Below are 19,471 nucleotides of genomic sequence, written 5' to 3'. Positions count from 1 at the left end.
CGGCGGACGCCTGTTCCTCGGGGCACAGCGAGATTGCGATCGCCCGCCCCTACAGCACGAAGTCGCCCGCCTGCAGCGCGACCGTGCCGGCCAGCACGATGTGGAAATCCGAGGCGCCGTCGCCATTGACGTCGCCGGCAATGGTGGTGACCCCCGGGCTGGTGACGGCGAAGCGCAGCTCGCCGGCGACCTTGTGGAACAGCGCCGAGCCGATGAAGGTGAAGGCCTGGTTGCCGGCCGCGGCGGTGTTGGCGTCGATCGCCGACAGGTCGATCTTGTCGCCCTGGGCGCGGCTGAAATCGGTGATCCGGTCGGCATTGGCCCCGACGACGCTGTCGCCGATGGCGGTGAAGGCGAAGACGTCGGCGCCGACGCCGCCGCCCAGCACATCCTTGCCGCCGCCGCCGGCGAGCACGTCGTTGCCCTCGAAACCGTTCAGCACATTGGTCCCGGCATTGCCGGTGAGGACTTCCCCGCCCTGGCCGCCATTGACGTTCTCGATCGAGAAAAGGGTATCGTCGTCGCTGCTTGCGCCGGCCTGCAGGTTCACCTTCACCCCGACCGCGGCGCCGAAATAGGTGGCGAGGTCGATGCCGCTGCCGCCGTCCAGCACATCGCCGCCGAGGCCGCCGCGAAGGATGTCATTGCCGGCTCCGCCGCGCAGGCGGTTGGCGCCGTTGTCGCCGGTCAGGCTATCGCCGAAGGCGCTGCCGATGACGTTCTCGATATCGAGATAGGTGTCGCCCTGAGCAGTGCCCCCGGAACCGGTAGAGGTGAAGAGGTTGACCGTGACCCCGACGCTGCCGTCGTCATAAAGGGCGGTGTCGAGGCCGGTGCCACCGAACAGGCTGTCCGCCCCGGCGCCGCCGGCCAGCGTATCGTCCCCGCCCCCGCCGGCGATCTGGTCGACGCCGCCCAGGCCGCGCATCATATTGGCGTTGATGTCTCCAAGCAGGCTGTCGCCGAACGCACTGCCGTTCAGGTTCTCGATGCCGGTCAGCGTGTCGCCCTGGGCATCGGCGCCCGACCCGGTACCAGCCGCGAGATCGACCGTCACCCCGCCGGCGCTGTCGCTGTAGGTCGCGGTGTCGATGCCGTCGAAATCATTGATCTGGTCGGCGCCGGCACCGCCGCGAAGAAGATCATTGCCGCGCTCACCGAACAGTTGGTCATTGCCGTCGAGGCCGTTGATCACATCGTTCCCTTCTGCACCGACGAGCCTGTTGAACCCCGTTGAACCGATGATCGTGTCATCGCCGCTGCCCCCAAATGCACTCTCGATACTGGTGAGGATGTCGCCTTGGCCTTCCCCACCGGAGACGGTCTGCGTCGTCAGGTTGATCGTCATATTGCCGGGGCCGTTGAATATGGCGTGGTCGATGCCATCGCCCCCATCGATCCTGTCGGCTCCGGCTCCGCCCACGAGAACGTCGTCGCCGTTGCCTCCCAGCAGTGTATCGTTGCCGGCATCGCCCAATATCTGGTCAAACCCCGCGAGCCCGGTCAGCACATTGTCCGCTGCCGATCCTTCGAGGATGTCCTGAAAGCCTGTTCCGATGACGTTCTCGATGTCGGAGTTCAGGGTGTCGCCGGCTTCATCGCCAGCGTTGAACGTGGCAGTTCTGCCGATTGCCGCGCCGATGCCGGAGGCGCTGTCGCTGTAGTCCACCGTGTCGATACCGGCGCCTCCAACAAAAGCGTCGCCCCCCGCGCCGCCCTTGAGCGTATCGTTCCCGTCGCCGCCGAGAAGGCTGTCGTCGCCCGCGGCTCCGATCAGGATATCGTCGCCGGCATCGCCCGAGAGCAGGTCGCTGCCGCTGCCTGCGATGACGATATCGTTGCCGGCGCCTGCCAGGATCAGGTCGTTGCCCGAGAAGCCTGGGAAGCTGTTCGTCGCATCATCGATATCGATGAAACCCGACGGGATGACCGCCCCGTCGCCGGCGACATGAATAACGTCCGACCCTGCGGTTCCGCTCACGACGGCCATGATGGGTCCCCTCTGCATCTGTTCTTGCCTGGTAGAGCGATACGCCATCGCCTCGGCCGCCCGCTGTTCCCGCTGGCACAGCCGCCCGGCCTACAGCACGAAGTCGGTCGCGGTCAGCGCGACCGTGCCGGTCAGCACGATGTGGAAGTCGGAATTGCCGTCGCCGTTGACGTCGCCGGCGATGGTGGTGACCCCGGGACTGGTGACGGCGAAGCGCATCTCGCCGGCGACATGGTGGTACAGGGCCGAGCCGATGAAGGTGAAGCCCTGGTTGCCCGATGCCGTGCTGTTGGCGTCCATCTCCGCCAGGTGGATCCGGTCGCCCTGGACCCGGCTGAAATCCACGATCCGGTCGGCATTGGCGCCGACGACGCTGTCGCCGAGGACGGTGAAGGCGAAGACGTCGGCACCGACGCCGCCGCTGAGCACGTCCCTACCGGCGGCGCCGAGGAGCAGGTCGTTGCCCTCGAAGCCGTTCAGCACATTGACGCCGGCGCTGCCGGTGATGACGTCCCCGCCCTTGCTGCCGTTGACGTTCTCGATCGAGACATAGCTGTCGCCCTGGGCCTCGCCGCTGCTGCCGGTCCCGGTCAGCAGATTGACCGTCACCCCGGCCGTGGCGCCGAAATAGGTGGCGAGGTCGATGCCGGCTTCGCCGTTGAGCACATCTGCACCGGCTCCTCCGCGCAGCAGATCGTCACCGAAAGAGCCTTTCAGGATATCGTCACCGCCGAGGCCGCTGAGGGAGTCATTGCCGAAGCCGGCGTCCAGCAGATTGGCCGTGGCCGACCCGATGAGCGTGTCGTTGCCGCTTCCGCCAAAGGCATTCTCGATACCGCTGATCACGTCCCCCTGCGCCTCGAGGCCAGAGACCGTCTGGGTGGTGAGGTTCACGGTCACCGCGGCGGCACCGCTGTAGCCGATCGCGTCGATGCCGGCGCCGCCGTCGAGGCGATCGGCTCCGAAGCCTCCACGCAGGCTGTCGTTGCCGTCACCGCCGATCAGGATGTCGTCATCGTCGCTGCCCTGGCCGTTGTCGCCTAACAGGAGATCATTGCCGTCGCCACCGCGCAGAACATCCTCGCCCGCACCGCCGGACAGCGTATCGCCGCCGTCGAGGCCGAAGAGCTCATTGCCCGCGTCCGAGCCGAACAGCGAATCGTCGAATGCCGACCCGCTGACGTTCTCGACATCCGCGGCGATGAAATCACCCGTCGCCGCGCCGCCGCCATTGACTCTGCCGATCGTGACTCGCACCCCCTCGGCACTTTCCCCGTAGAAGACCGTGTCGATGCCGGCACCGCCGGTCAAGACGTCCGCCCCTGCGCCTCCGGTCAGGCTGTCATCGCCGTCGCCGCCGATCAGTGTGTCGTCACCCTCGCCGCCCAGGATCTTGTCGATCCCAGTCCCGCCGTCGACGAGATCGCCGCCGTCGCCGGACACCACGATGTCGTCGCCCGCCCCCGCCTGGATGATGTCGTTCCCGCCCGTCGCGAGGGCGATCTCGTGGAAACCGGCCGGCACGGCCAGGCCGTCGTCGACGACATGGATGAAGTCCTTACCCGCGGTTCCGTCGACGATCGCCATGATGGTGCGCTCCGAGCCTGATCCTTGAACGACCGGAGAGATACGCCATCCGCCGATCACCGGCTGTTCCCCCCGGCACAGGCGGATACCCGCGGGAACTGCGGCGGGGTTCAGACCGGCACGGATGGGTGAACATCATGTTCAATAGACTTAACGCGCGATCTCGTTCATGATACGTTCTATGGACAGGACGCAATCCGACTCCGACGAGATCAAGCCGACCGATCCCGACATGAAATGGACGGGGTGGGCGCTGGACAAGCTGCGCGAGATCGTCGACCTGGACATCAGCACCAAGCGGGAAACCGCGCGGGAGCAGTCGCAGATCCTGCGGGGGTCGGAGATGCCGGACTACCCGCTGATGCAGACGCGGCTCTCCCGGTCGGTGCGGCTGTCGATCGCGATGACCGAGCGGATCCGCGCCGACTACCTGATGCGCCGGGCCAAGCGGACCGAGTCGGGCGAGCAGGAGCGCCGCCGGCAGCGGCGGGACCAGGCCGCCGAGGCCGTCGCCAAGGCGGTGGCCCAGCCGGACGAGCCCGAGGACGTCGAACGCGTGCGGTCGATGGTGTGGGAGTCGCTGGTCGAGGACGAGATCCTGGACGTGCAGCTGGACACGCTGTCGCCCGAGGAGTTCCTGCGCGAGGTCTGCCGCAAGATCGGCCGCCCGCCGGATCCGGCCTGGCTGCCGCGAGGCTGGGACGATGCCGTCAAGGCGACGACAATCGACGTCCTGCCGGCGGAGACTGCCGAGAGCGTTGCCGGTCGTGAGCCCGGGATGGGCTGGCCCCGCCCGCCGGATGATCCCGCCCTCGGCCGGCTCATGTCGGCGCCGACGAAACCGGACAGCAGTTGAGAACTGCTGATCATGCAAGGCCCGTTCACGACGGCTCGGATGATTTCGCCTCTCCCGCCCCGCGGGAGGGGCCGCCGGCGCTCGCATCCGGCGGGCCGGAACTCCGGCAGGCCCGCTCCCGTTGATGTTCTGGCCGACCCGTCCGGCGCTGCGAGACGTCCTGCCGGCCGGGCCGGAGTTGGAGGTCGCCATGCCATCAACTGCGCTGCTGCCCCTCATCGGCGCGCTCCTGGTCATCGCCGGGCTGGTCTATTCGGCCTTCCAGGCCATCTGGATCGGCCGGTTCAACCGCGAGAAGCGGTCCTTCAGCCTGTGGGGCTTCGGGCTGAGGGCGAACTGGCCCGGGCTGGCGCTGATCGTCGTCGGCGGCATCCTGCTGCTGGCGCCATCCGCTTTCGCCCCCGGCTGATCCGGCGCCTACGCGTCCTGCGAGGCGTCGGTGCCGGCGCGTCGATGGTACAGGTCGAGCACCATCTCCCGCCCGGCCGGGCCCAGCAGCTCCAGCGCCGCCAGCGGGTGGCGCTGCGGTTCCGGCAGCAGATCGAGGCGGTCGAGCAGCAGCGCCACGGCGCAGGCATCGCGCGGCGACAGCAGCCGGATGTTGTCCGGGTCGGACTTGGCCAGCCCGACCAGCCGGGCGAGATGGGCGATGTCCTCGTCGCTGGTGCTCGGCATGGTCGTCTCCTCGGAACACGCGCGGAAATCCTACAGCCGACGCCCCGCATCAACCAGCCGATCCCCAACAAAAAGGACCCCTCACGGGGCCCTTTCCGTCTCCGGCATCGCGCCGGGATCAGTTCTTGGCCTTGTCGACCAGCTTGTTCTTGGCGATCCACGGCATCATCGCGCGCAGCTTCTCGCCGACCTTCTCGATGTCGTGCTCGGACTGGCGGCGGCGGGTGGCCTTGAAGCTGGCCTGGCCGACCTTGTTCTCGAGCATCCAGTCGCGGGTGAAGCGGCCGGACTGGATGTCCTCCAGCACCCGCTTCATCTCCTTCTTCGTCTCCGACGTGATGATCCGCGGGCCGGTGACGTAGTCGCCGTATTCCGCGGTGTTGGAGATCGAGTAGCGCATGTTGGCGATGCCGCCCTCATACATCAGGTCGACGATCAGCTTGACCTCGTGCAGGCACTCGAAATAGGCCATCTCCGGCGCGTAGCCGGCCTCGACCAGGGTCTCGTAGCCGGCCATGATCAGCGCGGTCAGGCCGCCGCACAGCACCACCTGCTCGCCGAACAGGTCGGTCTCGCACTCTTCCTTGAAGGTGGTCTCGATGATGCCGGCGCGGCCGCCGCCGATCGCCGAGGCGTAGGACAGGCCGATGTCGAGCGCGGCGCCGGTCGAATTCTGGTCGACCGCGATCAGGCAGGGCACGCCGCCGCCCTTCTGGTACTCCGAGCGCACGGTGTGGCCCGGGCCCTTCGGCGCCACCATGAACACGTCCAGATCCTTGCGCGGCACGATCAGGTTGAAGTGCACGTTCAGGCCGTGCGCGAAGGCGATGGCTGTGCCTTCCTTCATGTTCGGCGCCAGGTCGCGGGCGTAAATGTCGGCCTGCAGCTCGTCCGGCGTGCACATCATCAGCACGTCGCCCCAGGCGGCGGCCTCGGCCGGCGACATCACGGTGAAGCCGGCGGCCTCGGCCTTCTTCACGGTCGGGCTCTCGGGGCGCAGCGCGATGCGCACATCCTTGGCGCCGCTGTCGCGCAGATTGGCGGCATGGGCATGGCCCTGGCTGCCATAGCCGACGATCACCACCTTCTTCGACTTGATCAGGTTCACATCCGCGTCGCGGTCGTAATAAACGCGCATAGCTCTGTCCTCTCACACAGGGCCGGGCGGCCCGGCCTTTCTCAAAGATGACGGGAACTGCCGGCTGCTGGCAACCGGCAGCAAGGGGTTCAGACGGCGGTCAGGAGCCCTTCGGGCCCCCGGGCGATGGCGACCACGCCGGTCCGGCTGACATCGACCAGCCCGAGCGGGATCATCAGCTGGATGAAGGCGTCGATCTTCTGGGACGAGCCGGTGACCTCGAAGACGAAGCTCTCGGTCGTCGAATCCACGGCGCGGGCCCGGAACACGTCGGCGATGCGCAGGCTCTCGATGCGCTTGTCGCCGCTGCCGCGGACCTTGACCAGGGCCAACTCGCGCTCAACCGCGGGGCCGTCCAGGGTCAGGTCGTGCACGCTGTGCACCAGCACCAGCCGGTCCAGCTGGGCCTTGATCTGCTCGATGATCATCGGCGTGCCGGAGGTGACGACGGTGATCCGCGACAGGTCCCGCGACGCGTCGACCTCGGCCACGGTCAGGCTCTCGATGTTGTAGCCGCGGCCGGAGAACAGGCCGATGACGCGGGCCAACGCGCCGGGCTCGTTGTCCACCAGCACGGCGATGGTATGGGTTTCGATCTGGGTCTGCGGGGTCATGCTGCGATCCGAGGAAGGTCACGAGACGAAAGTCGCGGCCACCCTTGTCGGATGGCCGCGGCGAAGGGCGTCGTCCGCGCCTTATACCAGCACCATCCCCTCCTCCGAGGTCGGCTTGGCGGCCTGGTCGGACGGCCCCAGCAGGATCTCGTTGTGGGCCGCGCCGCCCGGGATCATCGGGAAGCAGTTCTCCAGCTTGGAGACCTGCATGTCGACAACCACCGGCCCCTTGATCCGCAGCATCTCGCGGATCACGTCGTCGGCCTCGCCCATGCAGGTGGCGCGCAGTCCGGTCAGGCCGAAGGCCTCGGCCAGCTTGACGAAGTCGGGCAGCGCCTCGGAGTAGCTCTCGGAATAGCGCTCGCCATGCAGCAGCTCCTGCCACTGCCGCACCATGCCCATCCAGAAGTTGTTGACGATGAAGATCTTCACCGGCAGCCGGTACTGGGCGATGGTCGACAGCTCCTGGATGTTCATCAGCGTCGAGGCCTCGCCGCCGACGTCGATCACCAGCGCCTCGGGATGTGCGATCTGCACCCCGACCGCGGCCGGCAGGCCGTAGCCCATGGTGCCGAGCCCGCCCGAGGTCATCCACCGGTTCGGCTTCTGGAACGGGATCAGCTGCGCCGCCCACATCTGGTGCTGGCCGACCTCGGTGGTGATGTAGACGTCGTCGCGGTCGGCGGTCAGCTCGGCCAGGCGCTTGATCGCGTATTGCGGCTTGATCACCGCGTCATGCGACCGGTCCTGGCTGAACTGCAGGCAGTTGCGGGCCTGCCACTGCCTGATCTGGTGCCACCAGCCGGCGATCGCCTTGTCGCGCGGCTTGTAGCCGCGGCGCTTCCAGACCGCGATCATCGCCCGGATCACCTTGCCGACATCGCCGATGACGGCCAGGTCGACATGGACGTTCTTGTTGATCGACGAGGGGTCGATGTCGACATGGATCTTGGTCGCGCCCGGTGCGAAGGCGCTGATCTTGCCGGTGACCCGGTCGTCGAAGCGCGAGGCCAGCGCGACCATCAGGTCGGAGCCGTGCATCGCCAGGTTGGCCTCGTAGGTGCCGTGCATGCCGACCATGCCCAGGAACCGCGGGTCCGCGGCCGGCAGGGCGCCGAGGCCCAGCAGGGTCGAGGTGCAGGGGAAGCCGGTCAGCTCGACCAGCTCGCGCAGCGCCGCCGACGCGTCGGGGCCGGAATTGATGATGCCGCCGCCGGTGTACAGGATCGGCCGCTCGGCCTTGGCCATCAGCTCGACCGCCTGCTCGATCAGCGCCGGGTCGGGCTCGGTCCGCGGCCGGTAGGTGCGGTGCTCGACATGCTCGGGCGGGGTGTAGATGCCGTCGGCGAACTGCACGTCCTTCGGCAGGTCGACCACCACCGGGCCGGGCCGGCCGCTGCGGGCGACGTAGAACGCCTCGTGCAGCGTGCGGGCGACGTTGTTGGCGTCCTTCACCAGGTAGTTGTGCTTGGTGCAGGGCCGGGTGATGCCGGTGGTGTCGCATTCCTGGAACGCGTCGTTGCCGATCAGATGGGTCGGCACCTGCCCGGTCAGGCAGACGATGGGAATCGAATCCATCAGCGCGTCGGTCAGGCCGGTGACCGCGTTGGTCGCGCCCGGGCCGGAGGTGACGAGGACGACGCCGACCTTGCCGGTCGAGCGGGCATAGCCTTCCGCTGCGTGCACCGCCGCCTGTTCGTGCCGGACCAGGATGTGGCGGATCGCGTTCTGCTTGAAGATCGCGTCGTAGATCGGAAGGACAGCCCCGCCCGGATACCCGAAGATAACCTCTACGCCCTGGTCCCGAAGGGCACGCAGGACGATTTCGGCTCCGGTCAGCGTTTCTGTCGACATCGGTACCTCTTTGCAGCCCCCTCCGGGCCGCGGCGCTCAACGTTGGGGATCAACGAAGGGTCGGCAAGCTAGACGGCAGATTCCGGGAGGTCAACCGAAAATGCGAAGAAAAGACAAAGTTTCAGCTGCAATTTTTTCCGAATATTGCGCGTGGGCGACATGGCTGCGTTGCACCCTTGCGTTTTCCGCCGGCAGCTGGTTCCGGAACCAGGTGGTCTGGCGCTTGGCCAGGTTGCGCGTCGCCTGCTGCGCCCGGGCGATCGCAGTCTCCAGATCCGCCTCGCCGCGCAGATGCGCCGCCAGCTCCGGCACCCCGACCGCCTTCATCGCCGGCAGCTCCGGATCCAGGCCCAGCGCCAGCAGCGCCCGCGCCTCGTCCAGCGCTCCCGCCGCGATCATCGCCCGGAAGCGGCCGTCGCAGGCGGCGTAGAGGAGGTCGCGCGGCGGCGCCAGCACCACGAGATCGAACACCATGCCGGGCGGCGGGCCGGACCCGGCCTCGAGCTGCCAGTCGGCGAGCGAGCGGTTGGTCGCGACCATCACCTCCCAGGCCCGGATCATCCGCTGGCTGTCGCCGGGGGCGAGGCGCTGGGCCATTTTCGGGTCCCAGCGCATCAGCTCGGCATGGAAGGCCTCGCCGCCCAGCGTCTCGTGCAGCTCGACAGTGGCGCGGCGGATCTCCTCCGGCACCGGCGGGACCGGGCTCAGCCCCTCGGTCAGGGCGCGGAGGTAGAGGCCGGTGCCGCCGACCACGATCGGCCGCTTGCCGGCCTTCTGCGCCAGCCCGATCTCGGCCAGCGCCATGTCGCACCAGGCGGCGGCGGAGCAGCGCGTGGACGCCGGCAGCACGCCGTACAGCCGGTGCGGCGCCCGCGCCAGGTCGGCCGGCCCCGGCCGGGCGGTCAGGATCGAGAGCTCGGCATAGACCTGCATGGAGTCGGCGTTGATCACCGCGCCGTCCAGAGCCTCCGCCAAGTCCAGCGCCAGCGCCGATTTGCCGCTGGCCGTCGGCCCGCCGATGACGATGACGGCAGGGGGTTCGGACACAGGCACGGCCATCGTCATCGCTCACCTCGACCCGGCGCCCGCGAGCCGCCGAGGCCGCCTTGGCGCAACGCGCGGGACAATATCGTCGGCAACCCTAATATGTCTCGCACGGCGTACGGCTCCAGCGAGGACGGGATGCGACTGTTCAAATGCCAGCACTGCCATCAGGTCCTGTACTTCGAGAACGGCGCCTGCGAGCGGTGCGGCCGGCCTCTCGGCTATCTGCCGGACATCGGGACCCTGAGCGCGCTGGAGCCGGACGGGCCGGCCTGGCTCGCCCTGGCCGATCCGCGGTCGCGCTACCGCTTCTGCGCCAATTGGGAACAGCACGCCTGCAACTGGATGGTGCCCGTCGACGGCAACGACGCACTCTGCATCGCCTGCCGGCACAACCGGACCATCCCAGACCTCTCGGACCCGGACAATCACCGCCGCTGGCAGAAGATCGAACAGGCCAAGCGGCGGCTGTTCTATTCCCTGATCAAGCTGTCCCTTCCCGTCCCCACGGCGGCTAGCGGCGACCCCGAGCCGCTGATGTTCGACTTCCTGTCCGAGTCCTCTGCCGGCGGACCAAAGGTGATGACCGGACATGACAACGGCCTGATCACCCTGTCGCTGCGGGAGGCGGACGAGGCCGATCGCGAAGCCACCCGCGCCGCGATGGGCGAGCCCTACCGCACGCTGCTCGGCCATTTCCGCCACGAGGTCGGCCATTACTACTGGGACAGGCTGGTTCGCGACGGGGGAGAGCTGGACAGGTTCCGCGCCCGTTTCGGCGACGAGCGGGCGGACTACGAGGCCGCGCTCCGGACGTATTACCAGCAGGGCGCCCCGGCCGGCTGGCAGCAGGGCTTCGTCAGCGCCTACGCCACGGCGCATCCGTGGGAGGACTGGGCCGAGACCTGGGCGCATTACCTGCACATCGTCGACACGCTGGAGATCGCCGGCGCCTTCGGCATCGAGGTCAGCCCCGGCATCACCGACGACCCGGCGCTGGAGACCGATATCCGGTTCGAACCGCATCGCGTCCGCGACGTCCAGACGCTGATCGACGCCTGGCTGCCGCTGACCTATGCCGTCAACTGCCTGAACCGCTCGATGGGCCAGCCGGATCTCTATCCCTTCGTCATCGGCCCGCGCGTCGTCGGGAAGATGGGCTACATCCATGATCTGATCCGGTCCGCGCGCAGCCGGTCAGACACCTTTCGCGCATAGACAGGGACGGCGGCGCTGCGGCATAGACGGTCCCTGCCCTGGGAGATGCGCCGCGTCATGGAACTCGTCCTCACCCTCACCACCGCCCCGGACCGGCCGGTCCTCGACGATGCCCTGACCCGCCATGTGCGCGATGCGCTGGCGATCGCCGGCGGGACGCCGGGGGCGGTCGACTGGCTGGCCCCCGGCATCGCCTGCGACATCGCCTTCGCCGCGGCCGATGCCAAGGCGGCGCAGGCGGCGGCACGGCTGGCGCTGGCCGGGCAGCCGGTCGACGCCAACGTCGTGCCGGCCCAGGGGCGGCGCAAGCGCCTGCTGGTGGCCGACATGGACGCCACCATCGTCGAGGCCGAGACGCTGGACGAGCTGGCGGCGCTGGCCGGCGTCGCCGACCGGGTGGTGCCGATCACCGAGCGGGCGATGCGCGGCGAGATCGCCTTCCGCGAGGCGGTGGTCGAGCGCGTGGCCCTGCTGCAAGGCCAGCCCCGGTCGATCATTGACCGCGCCCTGGCCGATCTGCGCTACACCCCCGGCGGCCGCACCCTGGTGGCGACGATGCGGGCGAACGGCGCCACTTGCGCCCTGGTCTCCGGCGGCTTCGATGCCTTCACCCGGCCGGTGGCCGCCGCGGTCGGCTTCGACCGGTCGGAGGGCAACCATCTGATCGAGGCCGACGGCCTTCTGACCGGCCGGGTGCGCGAGCCGATCCTGGGCAAGGACGCCAAGCGCGTGTTCCTGGAGGAGATGGCGGCCGAGCGCGGCCTGGGCCTCGCCGACACCGTCACCGTCGGCGACGGCGCCAACGACATCCCGATGCTGCAGGCCGCCGGGCTGGGCGTCGGCTTCCGGGCCAAGCCGCTGGTGCGGGAGTCGGTACCGGTGTCGATCGCGCATGGCGACCTGACCGCCCTGCTGTACCTGCAGGGCTACCGCGCGGCGGAGTTCGTGGCGGCCTAGGCGTGTACCGCAAGATCGCCTCCGTCGGCGGGCTGACGCTCGCCAGCCGCGTGCTCGGCCTGGTGCGGGACCAGATCATCGCCGCGGTGCTGGGGGCCGGGCCGGTGGCCGACGCCTTCTTCCTGGCCAACCGCTTGCCGAACCACTTCCGGTCGCTGTTCGCCGAGGGCGCCTTCAACGTCGCCTTCCTGCCGGCCTTCACCACCACGCTGCAGCGCGACGGCAGGGCCAAGGCACTGGCGCTGGCCGAGCAGGTGCAGGCGATCCTGCTGGCCGTGCTGCTGGTCGTGCTGGTCGCGGCCCTGGCCGCCATGCCCTGGCTGATCTCGGTGATGGAGCCGGGCGGCACCGCGGCGGCGCAGACCGAGCTGAAGGTCGAGCTGACCCGGATCACCTTCCCCTATCTGCTGTTCATGTCGCTGGTGTCGCTGCAGGGCGGCGTGCTGAACGGGCTCGGCCGGTTCGGTGCCGCCGCGGCCGCGCCGATCCTGCTGAACCTGTTCATGATCGGCGCGGTGCTGGCGCTGACGCCGTTCCTGCCGACCGCCGGCCATGCCCTGGCCTGGGGCGTGTTCCTGTCCGGCATCGCCCAGTTCCTGTACCTGGAATGGGACATGCGGCGGGCCGGGGTGTCGCTGCGCCTGGTGCGGCCGCGGCTGTCGCCCGGCGTGCGCCGCTTCTTCCGGGCGCTGGGGCCGGCGACGCTGGGCGCCGGCATGGCCCAGATCAGCGTCTTCGCCGACACCATCATCGCCCAGGCGCTGCCGACCGGCGCCCAATCCTACCTGAACTACGCCGACCGGCTGAACCAGTTGCCGCTCGGCGTCATCGGCATCGCCGTCGGCACGGTACTGCTGCCGGAGGTGACGCGCCGCCTGGCCGCCGACGACCACCAGGGCGCGCTGACCAGCCAGAACCGGGCGGTCGAGCTGACCCTGGCCCTCACCCTGCCCTTCGCCATCGCCTTCCTGGTGGCGGCGGAGCCGATCCTGGCGGCGATGTTCGAGCGCGGGCGGTTCACCGCGGTGGACTCCTACCAGTCGGCGCTGACGTTGACCGCCTACGCCTTCGGCCTGCCCGCCGTGGTGCTGGTGCGCTGCCTGTTGCCCGGCTTCTACGCCCGCGGCGACACGGCGACGCCGGTCAAGATCGCGGTTGCGACCGTGGCGCTGAATGTCGGGCTGAAGATCGCGCTGATGGACTCGCTGTCCCAGGTCGGCCTGGCCGTCGGCACCTCGGCCGGGGTGTGGCTGAACCTCGTGCTGCTGGCCTGGGTGCTGCACCGGCGCGGCCATTTCCGCCTCGACGCCGCGTCGCGGCGGCGGCTGCCGCGGATGGTGCTGGCCGGGGCGGTGATGGCGGCTTCGCTGTGGGGTCTGCTGGTGCTGGCCGCGCCCGCCCTGGCCGGCCGCTCCGACCTGCTGGCGGTCGCCACCGTGCTCGGCGTGCTGGCGGTGGCCGGGCTGATCTACCTGGCCGCCCTGTTCGGCCTCGACGCCCTGCGGCGCGAGGACCTGCGGCGACTGCGCCGGCGGGGGTAGCTGGTCGGGAGCGTCAACCTCAATCCCGCAAATGACAAACAGACATCCTGTAGCTACATATCTGCAGCTACAGGGTGTCTTGTTTTACGCTGGACAGCGCCCGACGGGCCGAACCCTGCGAAAGGAAAGCCTATGAAGAAGGGCAATTCTGATCCGCTGACGGACGCGCAGAAGGCCGAGCTCGCGGCGCTGGAAGCCCTGCCCGACAGCACCATCGATACGACCGATGCACCAACTGTGACCGACTGGACCGGCGCCGAGCGCGGCAAGTTCTATCGTCCCGTCAAAAAGCTGCTGTCGCTGCGGCTGGACGCCGACCTGATCGCCTGGTTCAAGGATGGCGGCGAGGGCTATCAGACCCGGATCAACGAGGCTCTCCGCGAATACGTCGACAAGCACCGCGGAGAGCCCGTTTCATAGAGCATGGGCCGAGGCCCGCGATTTGCGGTCTCGTCAAAGAAAAGGCGCCGCCCGAAGGCGACGCCTGTTCTGTCAGGATGCCGGCTCTACCTCAGCCCGGCCCGACCGGCAGGGCGACGAAGCGCAGGTCGCCGCCGCTCTCGACCAGCAGCAGCACCGATTTGCGGCCGCCGTCGCGGGCCTCGGTGACCTTCTTGGCGACGTCGGCCGGGGCCGCGACCTCGGTCTGGCCGACCTCGACGATCACGTCGCCGGGCTTCAGCCCCTTCTCCGCCGCCGGCGACCCGCCGGTGACGGCGGTGACCACCACACCCTTCTGGTCGTCTGCCAGGGAGTACTGCTTCTTCAGCGGGTCGGTCAGCGCCGACAGCGTCACCCCGAGCGAGTCGAGCTCCTGCGGCTTGCTGCTGTCGGACTGGCTGTCCGTGGTCGAGGCCAGGAGGCCGGATTCCTCGGCCGCCTCGAGCTCGCCCAGCGTCACCGGCAGGTCCTTGCGGGCGCCTTTGCGCCAGACCGTGACCGAGGTCTGCTTGTCGACCGGCGTGTCGGCGACCACGCGCGGCAGGCGCCGGCTCTCGCTGATCGGCTTGCCGTCGAACTGCAGGATGACGTCGCCGCTCTCGATCCCGGCCTTGGCCGCGGGGCCGCCCTCGGTGACCCCGGCCACCAGCGCGCCTTCCGGCTTCTGCAGGCCCAGGCTCTCGGCGATCTCCGGCGTCACCGACTGGATCCGGACGCCGAGCCAGCCGCGCTTGGTGCGGCCGAACTCGATGATCTGGTCGATCACGCCGCGGGCCAGCGAGGACGGGATGGCGAAGCCGATGCCGACCGACCCGCCCGAGGGCGAGTAGATCGCGGTGTTGATGCCGATCACCTGCCCGTCCATGTTGAACATCGGGCCGCCGGAATTGCCGCGGTTGATGGCGGCGTCGGTCTGCAGGAAGTCGTCATAGGGCCCGGCGTTGATCTCGCGCGACCGGGCCGAGATGATGCCGGCGGTGACGGTGCCGCCGAGGCCGAAGGGATTGCCGATCGCCAGCACCCAGTCGCCGACCCGCATGACGTCGCTGTCGCCGAAATCGACGAAGGGCAGCGGCTTGTCGGTCTCGACCTTCAGCACCGCCAGGTCGGTCTTGTCGTCGCGGCCGATCAGCTTGGCCTCGAGGCTGGTGTTGTCGTGCAGGACGACGGTGATCTCCTCGGCGCCCTCGATCACATGGTAGTTGGTGACGATGAAGCCGTTGGCCCGGACGATGAAGCCGGAGCCGAGTGCCGTGGCGTTGCGCGGCCGCTGCGGGCGCTCGCCGCCCTGGCCGCGGCGGTTGAAGAAGTCGCGGAAGAACTCGTCGAACGGCGATCCCGGCGGGAATTGCGGCATCTCCGGCAGGTCCTGGCCGTCCTGGACCTTCTGGGTGGTCGAGATGTTGACCACCGCCGGCACCAGCTTCTCGGCCAGGTCGGCGAAGCTGTCGGGCGCCGGCGCGGCACGGGCCCCCACTGACATCAGGGCGGCCGCCGCCATCAGCATGGCTCCGGCAACCAGCACCGTCGCGGCCCAGCGCAGCAGGGCGGTCTCTCCCGCGGCGCGGGCGACGGCGATCGGGCGGCGGGCAATCGGTCTGGTCACGAACGCTCTCCTCGCTCAAAGCACGACGCCGGCCCCATTCGGGAGGCCGGCGTCCATCATCATACACCCGATCGTGGCGAGATCCGGGCCTGCATCAGCCGGGGCTCCCCGGTGCCGCAGGCGCCGGCTGGGCCGGCGTCTCGGGGGCAGGTGCCGCCGGGGCCGGCGTCTCAGGGGCCGAGGGCGCCGGGTTGGCGCCCGGCGGCGTCTGCTGGGTCACCGCCGGCACCAGGCCGCGGCCGGTGGCGTCGTTGAAGTACTTGAAGAAGTCGCCCTTCGGCGACAGCACCAGGGTGGTGCCGCTCGACCCCAGCGCGTTCGTATAGGCCTGCAGGCTGCGGTAGAAGGAGAAGAACTGCGGATCGGCGCCGTAGGCTTCGGCCTGCACCTTGATCGCCTCGGCGTCGCCCTGGCCGCGCAGTTCCTGCGCTTTGCGCTCGGCATCGGCCAGCAGCACGGTCACGTCGCGGTCGGCCCGCGACTTGATCTGCAGCGAATACTCCTGGCCCTGGGCGCGGTACTGTGCCGCCTCGCGCTCGCGTTCCGACTTCATGCGGTCGTAGACCGATTGCACCGTGCCTTCCGGCACGTCGGCGCGGACGATGCGGACGTCGACGATCTCGATGCCCAGCGGCTTGGCGTTGGCTTCGACGCTGTCGCGGATCGACCGCATGATCGGCCCGCGCTGCTCCGACAGCACGTCGAGCTGGTTGTAGTTGCCCAGCACGTTGCGCAGCGCGTTGTTGACGAAGCTGTTGATCCGGGTGCCGGCGATCTGCTCGTTCCGCACCGACTGGAAGAACAGCAGCGGGTCGGCGATGCGGTAGCGCGCGTAGCTGCCGACGTCGAGCCGGCGCTGGTCGGACAGGATCACCTGCTCGACCGGCGGGTCGACGTCGAGCACGCGCTTCTCGTAGAACTGGACGTTCTGGACCACCGGCAGCTTGAACTTCAGCCCCGGCTCGGATTCGATCTTCACCACCTCGCCGAACTGCAGCACGAGAGCCTGTTCGTTCTGACCGACGGTGTAGAGGGAGTCGACCAGGACCAGGCCGACGACGACGATGGCGGCGCCAAGGGCGGCGAGCTTGAGGTTCATCTCACTTCGCTCCCGGCTGCGTTGTGGGGCGACCCATCAGCTCGTTCAGCGGCAGGTAGGGCAGCACCCCCTGCCCGCCGACGGCGTCGTCGATCATGATCTTGTTCGAGCTCTTCAGCACGTTCTCCAGCGTCTCGAGATAGAAGCGCTCGGCCGTGATCGCCGGAGCCAGGCGATAGGATGCCAGCACCGAGGTGAAGCGCGCTGCGTCGCCGCGCGCCCTGGCCACCACCTGCTCGCGATAGCCTTCCGCCTGCTGCGCAACCTGCTCGGCCTGGCCGCGGGCCCGCGGCACGATGTCGTTGCGGTAGGTCTCGGCGTCGTTGCGCAGCTGGTCCTGGTTCTGACGCGCGCTCTGCACGTCGTCGAAGGACGCGATCACCTGCTGCGGCGGCGCCACCTTCTGCAGCTGCACCTGGTCGATCACCACGCCTGCCCCGGGACTGCCGGGGGTGCCGTAGCTGTCGAGGGTCGCCTGCAGCAGCAGGCGGGCGGACTGTTCAATCTGGCCGCGGGCCTCGTTCAGCGCCGGCTGGATCTCGGTGTTGCCGATCACCTCGCGCATCGCGCTTTCGGCCGCGACCTTCACCGTGCCATCGGGATTCTTGATGTTGAAGAGATAGGCGACGGGATCGGAGATGCGCCACAGGACGATGAAATCGATGTCGATGATGTTCTCGTCCTTGGTCAGCATCTGGCTTTCGTCCGGCACGTCGCGGGCGGCGGTGCGCCCTTCGCCGCTGGTGAAGCCGACCTCGATCCGGTTCTGCGTCGTCACCGACGGCTTGGTCACCGTCTCGATCGGCGCCGGCAGGTGATAGCGCAGGCCGGGCGATTCGGTACGGACATAGGCGCCGAATCGCTGGACCACGCCGAGCTCGTCCGGCTGCACCCGGTAGATGCCGGTCAGAAGCCAGCCGATGACGATCACCACGATCGCGATCAGGATGCCGCGGCCGCCGCCGAAGCCCTTGGGCATGACCTGGCGGAATCGGTCCTGGCCGCGGCGGATCATCTCCTCGATGTCGGCCTGGCTCGGCCCGCCGCCGCGTCCCCAGGGATTCTGTCCGCCGCCTTGCGGTGAGCCGCCCCATGGGCCGCCCCCGCCGCCACCGCCTTGATTACTCCACGGCATCCAGTTCCCTTCCCCCGTCGACCGCCCTGTCATCCCGGGCGCCGGATGCTATATCTCGGCGCGACGGGCAACAAATGTGGAGCCTGTCATATTGGACAAAGGGCAGGAAGTTCAACCATGGCGACAGGCCGGACGACGGTGACCGAGGCCGCGGTGCGCGAGGCGCTGGGCAAGGTGCGGGACGAAGAGCGCGGCGGCGATCTCGTTGGCCTGGGCATGATTTCCGGCCTGACCCTGCGCGACGGCCATGTTCTGTTCTCGATCGAGGTCGATCCGCAGCGCGGCCCGGCGCTGGAACCCTTGCGCCAGGCCGCCGAGAAGGCCGTGGCGGCGATCCCGGGCGTGCTGTCGGTCACCGCGGTGCTGACCGCCCATCGCGGCGCCGGCGCGGCGGCACCGAGCGCTGCCGCGCCTCGTCCGGCTGCCCCGGGTGGGGCACAAAGCCGCAAGCTGCCGATCGCCGGCATCGGCTCGATCATCGCCGTCGCCTCGGGCAAGGGCGGCGTCGGCAAGTCGACCACCGCGGTCAACCTCGCCCTCGGCCTGGCGGCCCTCGGCCTCAAGGTCGGGCTGCTCGACGCCGACATCTACGGCCCGTCGATGCCGCGGATGACCGGGATCACCGGCAAGCCGAACTCGCCCGACGGCAAGAGCCTGGACCCGAAGGAGAATTACGGGCTGAAGGTGATGTCGATCGGCTTCCTGATCGACGAGGAGACGCCGATGATCTGGCGCGGCCCGATGGTGCAGTCGGCGCTGTCGCAGATGCTGCGCGACGTCAACTGGGGCACGCTCGATGTGCTGGTGGTCGACATGCCGCCGGGCACCGGCGACGCCCAGCTGACCATGGCGCAGCAGGTGCCGCTGGCCGGCGCGGTGATCGTGTCGACGCCGCAGGACATCGCCCTGCTGGATGCCCGCAAGGGCCTGAACATGTTCCGCAAGGTCGATGTCCCGGTGCTCGGGATCATCGAGAACATGAGCTATTTCTGCTGCCCGAACTGCGGCCACCGCACCGACATCTTCAGCCATGGCGGCGCGCGGACCGAGGCGGAGAAGCTGGGCTGCGACTTCCTCGGCGAGATCCCGCTCGACATCGCCATCCGCGAGACCTCCGATTCCGGCCACCCGATCGTGGTCTCGGCGCCGGACAGCCCGCATGCCGAGACCTATCGCGGCATCGCCGCGCGGGTGTGGGCCAAGCTGCGCTCCGGCGCCGGCCCGGTTGCCCCCCGGATCGTGATCGAGTGAGCCGGGCACGACGTCACCACCTCGCCACAAATCGATCCGATAAGAGGCCGAATCGAACGGCGCCGGGATCGACCGGATGCCCGCCCCTCGGAGTGGGAGAGTGATGGGACGCTTCTGCCGGATCGCGGCCTTCGCCTTGCTCGCAGCCGGACTTACGGCTGCGGCGCGGGCCCAGGCCTTGCCGGATTCGGTCGAGATCCAGAACCGGCGGAGCGGCACGGTCGAGGATCTGCGCGTCTCGCCCGATTTCGAGAGCTCCTGGGGCTACAACCGGCTGCGCGCGGAGCCCCTGGCGCCCGGCGCCTCGGCCCGGATTCCGACCGAGGACCTGCGCGGTGGCTGCTATTTCGACGTCAAGGTGCGCCAGAAGGACGGCGCCGAGGCCGAGTATTGGAGCCTCAACCTGTGCAGCCGGCCCGTCATCGACCTGGAATGATCGACCTGGAGTGACCGCTCCGGGTTGAG

General features: G+C 68.9%; 18 protein-coding genes. 8 read left to right on the top strand and 10 right to left on the bottom strand.

Annotated elements, in window-relative coordinates; genetic code table 11:
• Window positions 1-49 precede the first annotated feature (49 nt).
• Window positions 50-1,990, bottom strand: coding sequence for a calcium-binding protein (locus tag ACTOWL_RS21035; protein WP_441323231.1), 1,941 nt, complete (start codon window positions 1,988-1,990; stop codon window positions 50-52).
• A 90-nt stretch (window positions 1,991-2,080) separates the two neighbouring features.
• On the bottom strand, window positions 2,081-3,577 hold the full coding sequence (locus ACTOWL_RS21030) for a calcium-binding protein (RefSeq protein ID WP_441323230.1): 1,497 nt from the start codon (window positions 3,575-3,577) through the stop codon (window positions 2,081-2,083).
• Between the two features lie 169 nt (window positions 3,578-3,746).
• On the opposite strand from ACTOWL_RS21030, the gene ACTOWL_RS21025 reads away from it, so the two are divergent.
• Both ACTOWL_RS21025 and ACTOWL_RS21020 read left to right on the top strand, forming a co-directional pair.
• Window positions 3,747-4,433, top strand: coding sequence for a hypothetical protein (locus ACTOWL_RS21025; RefSeq protein WP_441323229.1), 687 nt, complete (start codon window positions 3,747-3,749; stop codon window positions 4,431-4,433).
• A 190-nt stretch (window positions 4,434-4,623) separates the two neighbouring features.
• The gene (locus tag ACTOWL_RS21020) at window positions 4,624-4,842 is read left to right on the top strand and encodes a hypothetical protein (RefSeq protein WP_441323228.1); all 219 of its coding nucleotides are present in this window, start codon (window positions 4,624-4,626) and stop codon (window positions 4,840-4,842) included.
• A gap of 8 nt (window positions 4,843-4,850) precedes the next feature.
• Here ACTOWL_RS21020 and ACTOWL_RS21015 read toward each other — a convergent pair whose 3' ends face one another.
• The 5 genes from ACTOWL_RS21015 to miaA all read right to left on the bottom strand — a co-directional run bounded on the left by ACTOWL_RS21015 (window position 4,851) and on the right by miaA (window position 9,773).
• Complete coding sequence (locus ACTOWL_RS21015; protein ID WP_441323227.1) at window positions 4,851-5,108, bottom strand: hypothetical protein; 258 nt, start codon at window positions 5,106-5,108, stop codon at window positions 4,851-4,853.
• Window positions 5,109-5,226: 118 nt separating this feature from the next.
• Window positions 5,227-6,246, bottom strand: coding sequence for a ketol-acid reductoisomerase (gene ilvC, locus ACTOWL_RS21010; protein WP_441323226.1), 1,020 nt, complete (start codon window positions 6,244-6,246; stop codon window positions 5,227-5,229).
• An 89-nt stretch (window positions 6,247-6,335) separates the two neighbouring features.
• Window positions 6,336-6,860, bottom strand: a complete 525-nt coding sequence (gene ilvN / locus ACTOWL_RS21005; RefSeq protein WP_441323225.1) for an acetolactate synthase small subunit — start codon at window positions 6,858-6,860, stop codon at window positions 6,336-6,338.
• A gap of 81 nt (window positions 6,861-6,941) precedes the next feature.
• On the bottom strand, window positions 6,942-8,714 hold the full coding sequence (locus ACTOWL_RS21000; RefSeq protein ID WP_441323224.1) for an acetolactate synthase 3 large subunit: 1,773 nt from the start codon (window positions 8,712-8,714) through the stop codon (window positions 6,942-6,944).
• 90 nt (window positions 8,715-8,804) lie between these two features.
• The gene (gene miaA, locus ACTOWL_RS20995) at window positions 8,805-9,773 is read right to left on the bottom strand and encodes a tRNA (adenosine(37)-N6)-dimethylallyltransferase MiaA (RefSeq protein WP_441323223.1); all 969 of its coding nucleotides are present in this window, start codon (window positions 9,771-9,773) and stop codon (window positions 8,805-8,807) included.
• A 123-nt stretch (window positions 9,774-9,896) separates the two neighbouring features.
• Here miaA and ACTOWL_RS20990 point away from each other — a divergent pair, with 123 nt between their 5' ends.
• The 4 genes from ACTOWL_RS20990 (at window position 9,897) to ACTOWL_RS20975 (ending at window position 13,894) form a co-directional block, all read left to right on the top strand.
• Window positions 9,897-10,976 carry a zinc-binding metallopeptidase family protein gene (locus tag ACTOWL_RS20990; protein ID WP_441323222.1) on the top strand — a complete coding sequence of 360 codons (1,080 nt, stop codon included), beginning with the start codon at window positions 9,897-9,899 and terminating at the stop codon, window positions 10,974-10,976.
• A gap of 57 nt (window positions 10,977-11,033) precedes the next feature.
• Complete coding sequence (gene serB, locus ACTOWL_RS20985) at window positions 11,034-11,933, top strand: phosphoserine phosphatase SerB (protein ID WP_441323221.1); 900 nt, start codon at window positions 11,034-11,036, stop codon at window positions 11,931-11,933.
• A gap of 2 nt (window positions 11,934-11,935) precedes the next feature.
• Entirely contained in the window at window positions 11,936-13,474 is a 1,539-nt protein-coding gene (gene murJ / locus ACTOWL_RS20980) for a murein biosynthesis integral membrane protein MurJ (RefSeq protein ID WP_441323220.1), read from the top strand.
• Between the two features lie 132 nt (window positions 13,475-13,606).
• Window positions 13,607-13,894 (top strand): BrnA antitoxin family protein, encoded by a 288-nt coding sequence (locus tag ACTOWL_RS20975; RefSeq protein ID WP_441323219.1) that lies wholly within the window; start codon window positions 13,607-13,609, stop codon window positions 13,892-13,894.
• Between the two features lie 91 nt (window positions 13,895-13,985).
• Here the strand turns inward: ACTOWL_RS20975 and ACTOWL_RS20970 are convergent, their stop codons facing one another.
• The 3 genes from ACTOWL_RS20970 to hflK form a co-directional block, all read right to left on the bottom strand.
• Window positions 13,986-15,521 (bottom strand): DegQ family serine endoprotease, encoded by a 1,536-nt coding sequence (locus tag ACTOWL_RS20970; protein ID WP_441323218.1) that lies wholly within the window; start codon window positions 15,519-15,521, stop codon window positions 13,986-13,988.
• Window positions 15,522-15,615: 94 nt separating this feature from the next.
• A complete protein-coding gene (gene hflC / locus ACTOWL_RS20965; protein WP_441323217.1) occupies window positions 15,616-16,620 on the bottom strand; it encodes a protease modulator HflC in 1,005 nt (334 codons plus the stop codon).
• A 1-nt stretch (window position 16,621) separates the two neighbouring features.
• Window positions 16,622-17,755: an FtsH protease activity modulator HflK gene (gene hflK / locus ACTOWL_RS20960; protein ID WP_441323216.1), complete on the bottom strand. Its 1,134-nt coding sequence runs from the start codon at window positions 17,753-17,755 to the stop codon at window positions 16,622-16,624.
• A 117-nt stretch (window positions 17,756-17,872) separates the two neighbouring features.
• On the opposite strand from hflK, the gene apbC reads away from it, so the two are divergent.
• Both apbC and ACTOWL_RS20950 read left to right on the top strand, forming a co-directional pair.
• A complete protein-coding gene (apbC, locus tag ACTOWL_RS20955; protein WP_441323215.1) occupies window positions 17,873-19,006 on the top strand; it encodes an iron-sulfur cluster carrier protein ApbC in 1,134 nt (377 codons plus the stop codon).
• A 103-nt stretch (window positions 19,007-19,109) separates the two neighbouring features.
• A complete protein-coding gene (locus ACTOWL_RS20950; RefSeq protein WP_441323214.1) occupies window positions 19,110-19,442 on the top strand; it encodes a hypothetical protein in 333 nt (110 codons plus the stop codon).
• The last annotated feature ends 29 nt before the right edge of the window (window positions 19,443-19,471 follow it).

Origin of the sequence: Inquilinus sp. CA228 (assembly GCF_052078665.1) — a bacterium.
Classification (GTDB): Bacteria; Pseudomonadota; Alphaproteobacteria; order DSM-16000; family Inquilinaceae; genus Inquilinus.
The sequence above is the reverse complement of the archived record's forward strand: the minus strand, read 5'-3'. Positions and strand labels throughout refer to the sequence as shown.